Source organism: Streptomyces sp. NPDC053474 (genome assembly GCF_044544845.1).
Taxonomy (GTDB): Bacteria; Actinomycetota; Actinomycetes; order Streptomycetales; family Streptomycetaceae; genus Streptomyces.
Genome location: NZ_JBITXV010000016.1, coordinates 182,999 through 193,844, shown reverse-complemented (window position 1 = coordinate 193,844; position 10,846 = coordinate 182,999). Strand labels below are relative to the sequence as shown.

The 10,846-nt window shown below is 74.3% G+C and carries 1 protein-coding gene; it reads left to right on the top strand.

Going from position 1 to position 10,846, the window contains the following annotated elements:
• The first annotated feature begins 18 nt into the window (after positions 1–18).
• Positions 19–10,827: a type I polyketide synthase gene (locus ACIG3E_RS32250; RefSeq protein WP_399623100.1), complete on the top strand. Its 10,809-nt coding sequence runs from the start codon at positions 19–21 to the stop codon at positions 10,825–10,827.
• Positions 10,828–10,846 lie beyond the last annotated feature (19 nt).

The window sequence follows — 10,846 nt, the reverse complement described above, 5'->3', positions numbered from 1 at the left end:
AGTCCCGGAAGGATGGCTATGTCGGCGCCAGACGAGCAGGTCATCGAGGCACTGCGTGCCTCGCTGAAGGAGAACGCCCGGCTTCAGCAGGAGAACAGCACACTCGTCGCGGCCGCCGCGGAGCCCGTCGCGATCGTCTCCATGGCCTGCCGCTACGCCGGTGGCATCCGCGGCCCGGAGGACTTCTGGCGCGTGGTGTCCGAAGGCGCCGACGTGTACGGCGCCTTCCCCGACGACCGGGGCTGGGACGTCGAGGGCCTCTACCACCCGGACCCCGACCACCCCGGCACGACGTACGTGCGCGAGGGCGCCTTCCTGCACGACGCGGCCCACTTCGACGCCGCCTTCTTCGGCATCTCCCCGCGCGAGGCCCTCGCGATGGACCCGCAGCAGCGCCAGCTCCTCGAGGTGTCCTGGGAGACCTTCGAACGCGCCGGGATCGACCCGCACGCGCTGCGCGGCGGCGACATCGGCGTGTTCGCGGGCATCGTGCACCAGGACTACGCCCCCGACCTCAGCGGCTTCGAGGGGTTCCTCAGCCTGGAGCGCGCCCTCGGCACCGCGGGCGGCGTCGCCTCCGGGCGCGTCGCGTACACCCTGGGGCTCGAAGGCCCCGCGGTGACCGTCGACACCATGTGCTCCTCGTCCCTCGTGGCGATCCACCTCGCCGCGCAGGCGCTGCGCCGGGGCGAGTGCACGATGGCCCTCGCGGGCGGCTCGACGGTCATGGCGACGCCGGGCGGGTTCGTCGGCTTCGCCCGGCAGCGGGCGCTCGCCTTCGACGGCCGCTGCAAGTCCTACGCCGCGGGCGCCGACGGCTCCGGCTGGGCCGAAGGCGTGGGCGTGGTGCTCCTGGAACGCCTTTCGGTGGCCCAGGAGCGCGGCCACCAGGTCCTCGCCGTGATCCGGGGCAGCGCGGTCAACCAGGACGGCGCCTCCAACGGCCTCACCGCCCCCAACGGCCCCGCGCAACAGCGGGTGATCCGCAAGGCCCTCGACACGGCGGGCCTCTCCCCGGCCGACGTGGACGCGGTGGAGGGCCACGGCACGGGCACAGTCCTCGGCGACCCGATCGAGGCCCAAGCCCTGATGGCCACGTACGGGCAGGGCCGGGACCCGGAGCGGCCGCTGCTGCTCGGCTCGGTGAAGTCCGTCATCGGCCATACGCAGGCGGCGTCCGGCGTGGCTGGTGTCATCAAGATGGTCCAGGCGCTCCGGCACGGCGTGCTCCCGGCGACCCTCCACGTGGACGCGCCGACCCCGCAGGTCGACTGGTCGGCGGGCGCGGTCGAGCTCCTCACCGAGGCCAGGGACTGGCCGCGCGACGGGCGTCCGCGCCGGGCCGGGATCTCCGCCTTCGGCGCCAGCGGCACGAACGCCCATCTGATCCTGGAGGAAGCCCCCGCCGAGGAGGAGCGGCCCGCCCCCGAACCGACGGGCGTGGTCCCGCTGGTCGTCTCGGCGGCCACCACGGCCTCACTGGCGGCCCAGGCCGAACGCCTCGCCGCGTACCTGGAGTCGGACGCCGACGCGGCGCCTCTCACGGCGGCCGCGGGGACGCTCGCGACGGGCCGGGCCGTCCTCGGCGAGCGCGCCGTGGTGGTCGCGGGCACGGCCGAGGAGGCGCTGACCGGGCTGCGGGCCCTCGCGCGCGACGAGCACGCGGCCGGTCTGGTGACCGGTACGGGCACACCGGGCAAGGTCGTGTGGGTGTTCCCGGGCCAGGGCTCGCAGTGGGTCGGCATGGGCCGTGAACTCCTCGATTCCTCCCCGGTGTTCGCGGACCGGGTGGCGGAGTGCGCGGCTGCCCTCGCGCGGTGGGTGGACTGGTCACTCGTTGATGTCCTACGCGGTGACGCCGAGCCTGAGCTGCTTGAGCGGGTGGACGTGGTGCAGCCCGCCAGCTTCGCCGTGATGGTGGGCTTGGCGGCGGTGTGGGCGTCGGTGGGCGTGGAGCCGGACGCGGTGCTCGGCCACTCCCAAGGCGAGATCGCGGCGGCCTGCGTGGCCGGGGCGCTGTCCCTCGACGACGCGGCCCGTGTGGTGGCCCTGCGCAGCCAGGCCATCGCGGCGCGGCTCGCCGGGCGGGGCGGCATGGCGTCCGTCGCGCTCGACGAGGAGGACGCGGCCGCACGCCTGGCCCCCTGGGCGGACCGGGTCGAGGTCGCCGCCGTCAACGGGCCCTCGTCCGTGGTGGTCGCGGGCGACGCCGCAGCCCTGGACGAGGCGCTGGAGGCACTCGACGACCAGGGCGTGCGCATCCGGCGGATCGCGGTGGACTACGCCTCGCACACCCGGCACGTGGAGGACGCCCGCGACACCCTGGCCGAGGTGCTCGCCGGGATCCGCGCCCAGGCGCCCGCGGTGCCGTTCCGCTCGACCGTCACCGGCGGCTGGGTGACGGACGCCGGAGTCCTCGACGGCGCGTACTGGTACCGCAATCTCCGCGAGCGCGTGCGGTTCGGCCCCGCCGTCGCCGACCTCCTCGACCAAGGACACGGGGTGTTCGTGGAGGTCAGCGCCCACCCGGTGCTCGTCCAGGCCATCACCGAGACCGTCGACGCCACCGACGCCGATGTCGTCGTCACCGGATCCCTGCGGCGCGAGGACGGCGGCCCCCGGCGCCTCCTTACGTCGATGGCTGAGCTGTTCGTACGGGGCGTGGGCGTGGACTGGGCCCGCCTGCTGCCCGCCGGGGCCGCCTCCCGGCGCGCGGACCTGCCGACGTACGCCTTCGACCACCAGCACTACTGGCTCCGGATGGCCGACGCCGCCACGGACTCCGCGTCGCTCGGCCTCACCGGGGCCGACCACCCGCTGCTCGGCGCGGTCGTGCCGCTGCCGCAGTCCGACGGCCTGGTCTTCACCTCACGCCTCTCGCTGCGCACCCACCCGTGGCTCGCCGACCACGCCATCGGCGGCGTGGTCCTCGTCCCCGGCACGGTGTACGTCGACCTGGCGGTGCGCGCCGGTGACGAGTTCGGCCACGGCCTCCTGGAGGAACTCGTCATCGAGGCACCGCTGGTGCTGCCCGACAGCGGCGGCGTACGGGTCCAGGTCGCGGTCAGCGGCCCCGGCGCGACGGGCGCGCGGACCGTGGACGTGTACTCCCAGCGCGAGGACGCCGTCGACGACGGCGACGGCGCCGACGTGTGGACGCGGCACGCCACCGGCCTCCTGGCGGCCTCGCCGACGACGCCCGGTGCGGGCCGGGACGTCGACTTCACGGCCTGGCCGCCGCCCGGCGCGGAACCGGTCCCGGTGACGGACTTCTACGCCGACCTGGTCGAGCGCGGCTACGCGTACGGCCCCGCCTTCCAGGGCCTGCGCGCGGTGTGGCGGCGCGGCGACGAGGTCTTCGCCGAAGCCGCCCTGCCCGAGGAGCGGCGGGAGGAGGCGGGCAGGTTCGGCATCCACCCGGCGCTCCTCGACGCCGCCCTGCACACGAACGCCTTCGCCCGCCCGGACGACGACCGCAAGGTGCTGCCGTTCGCCTGGAACGGACTGCTGCTGCACGCCGTGGGCGCCTCCGCGCTGCGCGTGCGGGTCGCGCCGTGCGGCCCGGACGCCCTGTCCTTCCACGCCGCCGACGACACCGGCGAGATGGTCCTGACGATGGACTCGCTGGTGTCCCTGCCCGTCTCCACCGACCAGCTGGACACCGCGGCGGCGGACGGAACCCACGACGCGCTGTTCGGCGTGGAGTGGACCGAAGTGCCCCCGACACCGGGGGACGCACCGTCCTGGTCACCGGTGGCCACGGCCGCCGACGTCACGGCCCTGACCGCCAGCACGGCCGCCCCGCAGGTGGCTGTCCTGGAGGCCTACGGCGCTGACGGTGACGACGCCGTACTCGCCCTGACCTCCCGCGTGCTGGGAGTGGTGCAGGCGTGGCTGGCCGGGGCGGGCCCCGCGGAGTCGCGCCTGGTGGTCGTGACTCGGGGTGCGGTTCCCGCGGGTACGGGTGTGGTGAGTGACCCGGCGGGGGCGGCTGTGTGGGGCTTGGTGCGCGCGGCTCAGGCGGAGAATCCGGACCGTCTCCTGCTGCTGGACACCGATCCCACGGCGGGCGGCGTCGTGGACGCGGTGCTTGGCGTGGCCCTCGCCAGTGACGAGTCGCAGGTGGCGGTGCGTGGATCGAGGTACTGCGTGCCCAGGCTCGTGCGGGTCGCCGGTCATGTGCCGGAGGCGGGGAACAAGTTCAGCTCTGGAAAGAGCGTTCTACTCACTGGGGGAACTGGTTCCCTGGGCGGGCTGGTGGCCCGTCATCTGGTCGCCCGGCACGGCGTACGGCATCTGCTGCTTGCCAGTCGCCGGGGACCGGACGCCGAGGGCGTACCGGAGCTGGTGGCCGAGCTCCGCGAGCAGGGGGCGACCGTGTCGGTCGTGGCGTGCGATGTGTCCGACCGTGAGCAGGTGCGGGCTTTGCTGGCCGCCGTGCCGGACGAGCACCGGCTGGGCGGCGTCGTGCACATGGCCGGTGTGCTGGACGACGGGGTGATCGGGGCGCTGACCCCGGAGCGCCTCGCGGGGGTGTTCGCGCCGAAGGTGGACGCGGTGCGGCACCTCGACGAGCTGACCCGTCACCTGGACCTCGACGCGTTCGTGGTGTTCTCGTCCGCCGCCGCGCTCATGGGGTCGGCGGGCCAGGGCAACTACGCGGCGGCCAACGCCTACCTCGACGGTCTGATGGCGCGGCGCCGGGCGGCGGGCCTGCCCGGGCTCTCCCTCGCCTGGGGCCTGTGGGAGCAGGCCGCGGGCCTGACCGCACACCTCAGCAGCGTCGACCAGGCACGGATGAGCCGCGGCGGCGTACGGGCACTGACCCCGGCCGAGGGCCTGGGCATCCTCGACGTCGGCCTGCACATGGGCCAGGCGCTCCTCGTGCCGATCAAACTGGACCTGCGCACGCTGCGCACCCAGGCGGCGGCGGGCGGCGCGGTGCCGCATCTGCTGCGCGGCCTCGTCCGCACGGGCCGACGCGTGGCACGGGCGGCGGCCGGGGACAGCGGCGGCCTGGCCCGCCGCCTCGCCGGGCTGCCGCAGGCCGAGCAGGAGGCACTCCTGCTGTCCGTCGTCCAAGGCGAGGCAGGCGGCGTACTCGGCTTCAGCGGCCCCGAACTGACGCAAGGCACCAGGGGGTTCAGTGACATCGGCTTCGACTCCCTGACCGCGGTCGAGCTGCGGAACCGGCTCAGCGCCGCGACCGGTGTGAAACTGCCCGCCACCCTGATCTTCGACTACCCGACCCCCGTGGCGCTCGCCCGCCATCTGCGCGAGGAACTGGCCGAGACGGCGGACGGCGCGGCTGTCCCGACCGCGTCGTCCGCCGTCGCCGACCCCGACGAGCCGATCGCCATCGTCGGCATGGCGTGCCGACTGCCCGGAGGCGTCAGCGACCCCGCCGACCTGTGGCGGCTGGTGCGCGAAGGCCGCGAGGGCATGTCGGGCTTCCCGGAGGACCGGGGCTGGGACCTGGAGGGGTTGTTCGACGAGGACCCCGACAACGCCGGTACGTCGTACGCGAGTCAGGGCGGCTTCCTCCAAGGCGCGGGCCTCTTCGACCCCGGGTTCTTCGGCATCTCCCCGCGCGAGGCCCTGGCGATGGACCCGCAGCAGCGGCTGCTCCTGGAAGCCTCCTGGGAGGCCCTGGAGCGGGCGGGCATCGACCCGACCACGGCGCGCGGCGCTGACGTCGGCGTCTTCTCCGGCGTCTCCATCCACGACTACCTGGAATCCCTCAGCAACATGCCCGCCGAACTCGAAGGCTTCGTCACCACCGCCACGGCGGGCAGCGTCGCGTCGGGCCGGGTGGCGTACGCCTTCGGTTTCGAGGGCCCGGCGGTCACGGTGGACACGGCGTGCTCGTCGTCGCTGGTGGCGATGCATCTGGCTGCGCAGGCGTTGCGGCAGGGCGAGTGCTCGATGGCCCTCGCCGGTGGCGTGGCCGTGATGGGGTCCCCGGTCGGCGTCCTCGGCATGTCGCGGCAGCGCGGCCTGGCCGCCGACGGCCGGTGCAAGGCGTACGCGGACGGCGCGGACGGCACGGTCCTGTCCGAAGGCGTCGGACTGGTGGTCCTGGAGCGCCTGTCGGTGGCCCGCGAGCGCGGCCACCGGGTGCTCGCGGTCATCCGGGGCAGCGCGGTCAACCAAGACGGCGCGTCCAACGGCCTGACCGCCCCCAACGGCCCCTCGCAACAGCGCGTGATCCGCAAGGCCCTGGCCCACGCGGGCCTCACCCCGGCCGACGTGGACGTGGTAGAGGGCCACGGCACGGGCACGGCCCTGGGCGACCCGATCGAGACCCAGGCGCTCCTCGCGACCTACGGGCAGGGGCGGGACGTCGAACGGCCGCTGTGGCTGGGGTCGTTGAAGTCGAACATCGGGCATGCGCAGGCCGCCGCCGGTGTGTCCAGCGTGATCAAGATGGTCCAGGCGCTGCGCCACGGCGTCATGCCGCCCACGCTGCACGTACAGGAGCCCACCCGCCAGGTGGACTGGTCGGCGGGCGCCATCGAGCTGCTGACCGAGGCGCGCCCATGGCCGCGCAACGGCCGTCCGCGCCGCGTCGGGGTGTCCTCGTTCGGCATCAGCGGCACGAACGCGCATCTGATCCTGGAGGAGGCGCCCGAGGAGCCGGTCGCGGAGGAGCCGGTGCCGGTGGGTGTGGTGCCGTTGGTGGTGTCGGCGCGCACCGCGGGTTCCTTGGCGGGACAGGCCGGGCGCCTCGCGGCGTACGTGGAGTCGGACACCGACGGGGTGTCCCTTGTGGGTGTGGCCGGGGCGCTGGTCTCCGGTCGGGCCGTCCTCGACGAGCGCGCGGTGGTGGTGGCGGCCACGGACGACGAGGCCCTCGCGGGGCTGTACGCGCTGGCCAGGGGCGAGGACGCGGCCGGTGTGGTGTCCGGCAGGGCCGCGGGGTCAGGTGTGCCGGGCAGGGTGGTGTGGGTGTTCCCGGGGCAGGGGGCGCAGTGGGTGGGGATGGGTCGTGAACTCCTCGATTCCTCGGCGGTGTTCGCGGAGCGGGTGGGGGAGTGTGCGGCGGCGTTGGGGCCGTGGGTGGACTGGTCGCTTGTCGACGTACTACGGGGTGAGGCTGATCCCGAGTTCCTTGAGCGGGTGGATGTGGTGCAGCCTGCGAGTTTCGCCGTGATGCTGGGTTTGGCTGCGGTGTGGGAGTCCGTTGGGGTTCGGCCGGACGCGGTGCTTGGTCACTCGCAGGGGGAGATCGCGGCGGCTTGCGTAGCCGGGGCGTTGTCGCTTGAAGACGCGTCCCGTGTGGTGGCGCTGCGGAGCCAGGCCATCGCTCGCGACCTGGCCGGGCGTGGAGGCATGGCTTCGGTCGCGCTCGGCGAGGCAGAGGTGGCCACGCGGCTGGAGCCCTGGGCAGGCCGGGTGGAGGTCGCCGCTGTCAACGGGCCCTCGTCGGTGGTGGTCGCGGGTGACGCCGAAGCTTTGGACGAGGCGCTGGAGGCCCTGTCCGGTGACGGTGTGCGCACGCGCCGGGTGGCGGTGGACTACGCCTCCCACACCCGCCACGTAGAGGACATCGAGGACGTGCTGGCCGAAGCGCTGGCAGGTGTGGAAGCGAAGGCCCCGGTGGTGCCGTTCTACTCGACCGTGACTGGCGGCTGGGTGGAGGAAGCCGGGGTCCTGGACGCCGGGTACTGGTACCGCAATTTGCGCGGTCAGGTGCGGTTCGGCCCGGCCGTGGCCGACCTTCTCGCGCAGGGCCACGGGGTGTTCGTAGAGGTGAGCGCCCATCCCGTACTCGTACAGCCGGTGACCGAGGCCGTGGACGCGAGCGATGTGGACGCGGTGGTGACGGGCTCGCTGCGCCGGGACGAGGGCGGTTGGCGGCGGCTGCTGGCCTCGATGGCGGAGCTGTTCGTGCGGGGCGTAGCCGTGGACTGGCGTGGTGTGCTGCCCGTGACGGGGTCGGTGCCCGTGGGGTTGCCGACGTACGCCTTCGACCACGAGCACTACTGGCTCACGCCGGTCGCGCGGGCGACCGACGCGGTGTCGCTGGGGCAGGCGGCTGCGGATCACCCGCTCCTTGGCGCGGTGGTACGGCTTCCGCAGAACGACGGCCTGGTGTTCACGTCACGCCTTTCGCTGCGGTCGCACCCGTGGCTGGCCGATCACGCGCTCGGCGGTGTGGTGCTCCTGCCGACTACGGCTCTGGTGGAGCTGGCGGTGCGGGCCGGTGACGAGGCCGGGTGCGGGGTGCTCGAAGAGCTGGAGATCGAGGCGCCGTTGGTGGTGCCCGAGCGGGGCGGTGTCCGGGTGCAGGTCACGGTGGGAGCGCCGGAGGAGGACGGCTCGCGGTCGGTGGAGGTGTACTCCCAGGGCGAGAGCGAGGGCGAGCGGTGGAGGCGGCACGCGGCCGGGGCCCTGTCGGCGGGCGAACCGGCCGGTGGCGGCGGCACCCGCTTCGACTTCACGGCCTGGCCGCCGCCCGGCGCCGAGCCGCTCGGGACCGGGGACTTCTACGCCGACCTGGCCGAGCGGGGCAACGCGTACGGCCCGGTGTTCCAGGGCGTGCGGGCGGTGTGGCGGCGCGGCGACGAGGTCTTCGCGGAAGTCGCGCTGCCCGAGGAGCGGCACAAGGACGCGGAGGGCTTCGGCATCCACCCCGCTCTCTTCGACGCGGCCCTGCACGCCGGGGTGTTCGCCGCCCCCGGCGATGACGACTCTGGGGACCTCCAGCAGCCGCGGCAGCCGCTCGACTGGCACGGCCTGGTGCTGCACGCCGCGGGTGCCTCGGCGCTTCGGGCGCGGCTCACGCCCGGCGGGAGCGACGCCGTGTCGCTGGAGGCGGCGGACGAAACGGGTGGCCTGGTGGTGACGGCGGACTCGTTGACGTGGCGGGAGGTGTTCGCCGACGAGGGGGAGACGGCGGACACGGTGGTCGCCGACTCGCTCTTCGGCGTGGAGTGGGCCGAGCTGCCCCTGGCACAGGGAGCGGGTGCGTCGCTGTCGTGGATGCCGGTGACCGCCGCCGATGAGGTGGCGACGCTGACGGAGGAAGTGGCGTCGGGCGCGGCAGTCCCGACAGCGGCGGTCCTTGAGGCCTGCGGAGGTGACGGCGAGGGCGCGGTACTCGCGCTGTCCGCGCGGGTGTTGGAAGTGGTGCGGGCCTGGCTGGCCGGGGCCGGTGTCGAGGAGGCGCGGCTCGTGGTCGTGACCCGGGGCGCGGTGCCCGCGGGCGAGGGCGCGGTGACGGACCCGGCGGGAGCCGCCGTCTGGGGCCTGGTGCGGGCCGCGCAGGCCGAACACCCGGACCGGATCGTCCTGCTGGACCTCGACCCGGGCTCCGGCGACGGAACGGGATCCGTGCTGGACACGGTGTTGGGAGCGGTCCTCGCCACCGGGGAGCCCCAGATCGCGGTGCGTGGAGGAGTGTTCTCCGTTCCCCGTCTTGTCCGGGAAGCCGCGCGAGGGGTGGATGGCGAGGCGCTGTTCACGCCGGACGGGACCGTCCTCATCACCGGCGGCACCGGGGCGCTCGGCGGCCTGGCGGCCCGGCACCTCGTCACCCGGTACGGCGTACGGCATCTGCTCCTGGCCAGCCGCCGGGGCGCGGAGGCGGAGGGCGTGCCGGAGCTGGTGGCCGAGCTCGCCGAGCTGGGGGCGGTGGTGTCGGTGGTGGCGTGTGACGTGTCCGACCGTGACCAGGTGAAGGCCTTGCTGGCGGGCGTACCGGACGAGCATCGGCTCACCGGCGTCGTGCACACCGCTGGCGTACTGGACGCGGGTGTCGTCGAGACGCTGACGTCGGAGCGTCTTGAGCGGGTGTTCGCGCCGAAGGTGGACGCGGTGCGCCACCTGGACGGGTTGACGCGGGAACTGGGCCTGGATCTCGATGCGTTCGTCGTCTACTCGTCCGTGTCGGGCGTCTTCATGGGTGCGGGCAGTGGCAGTTACGCGGCCGCGAACGCCTTCTTGGACGGTCTGATGGCCACCCGGCGGGCGGCGGGTCTGCCCGGCCTGTCCTTGGCCTGGGGCCTGTGGGAGCAGACCACCGGCATGGCTGCCCACACCGACGACCTCACGCGTAGCCGGATGAACCGCAGGGGCGGCCTGCGAGCGATGACGCTGACGCAGGGCATGGAGCTGTTCGACGCGGCCATGGGCTCCGGGAAGGCCCTCCTGGTACCGGCCAGGCTCGACCTGCGGGGCGTGCGCGCCGACGCGGCGGCCGGTGGCGGGGTGCCGCACCTGCTGCGCGGCCTCGTCCGCCCCGGGCGGCAACACGCGCGGGCGGCGGGCGGTGGCGACGCGCGGCGACGCCTGACCGACCGGCTCGCCGGGCTCGCGGCGGAGGAGCGGGAAGCCCTGCTCCTGGATCTGGTCCGGGGCCGGGCCGCGGCCGTGCTCGGACACGCCGGGCCGTCGGGGGTGCGCGCGGACCTGGCGTTCAACGAGGCCGGGTTCGACTCGCTCACGGCGGTGGAGCTGCGCAACCGGCTGCGCGAGGCGACCGGCCTGAAGCTGCCCGCCACCCTGGTCTTCGACTATCCGAACCCGCTCGCCCTGGCCCGCCATCTGCACCGCGTACTGCTGCCCGATGGGGACGTGGGCAGGGTCGCGAACGGACACGAGCCGGACGAGGCGCGGCTGCGGCAGGCACTCGCCTCCGTCCCGCTGGCCCGCTTCCGGGCGGCCGGACTGCTGGACGCCCTGGTCGAGCTCGCCGCCACGGGCGACGGCGGACCGGGCACGGGCGCGACCGACGGTGCCGACGCGGCCGAGGGGGCCGACGGCAAGCGGGCCATCGCTGAGCTGGACGTCGACGACCTCGTGCACCTGGCACTCGGCGACTGAGACCTTCCGAAACCGCTGG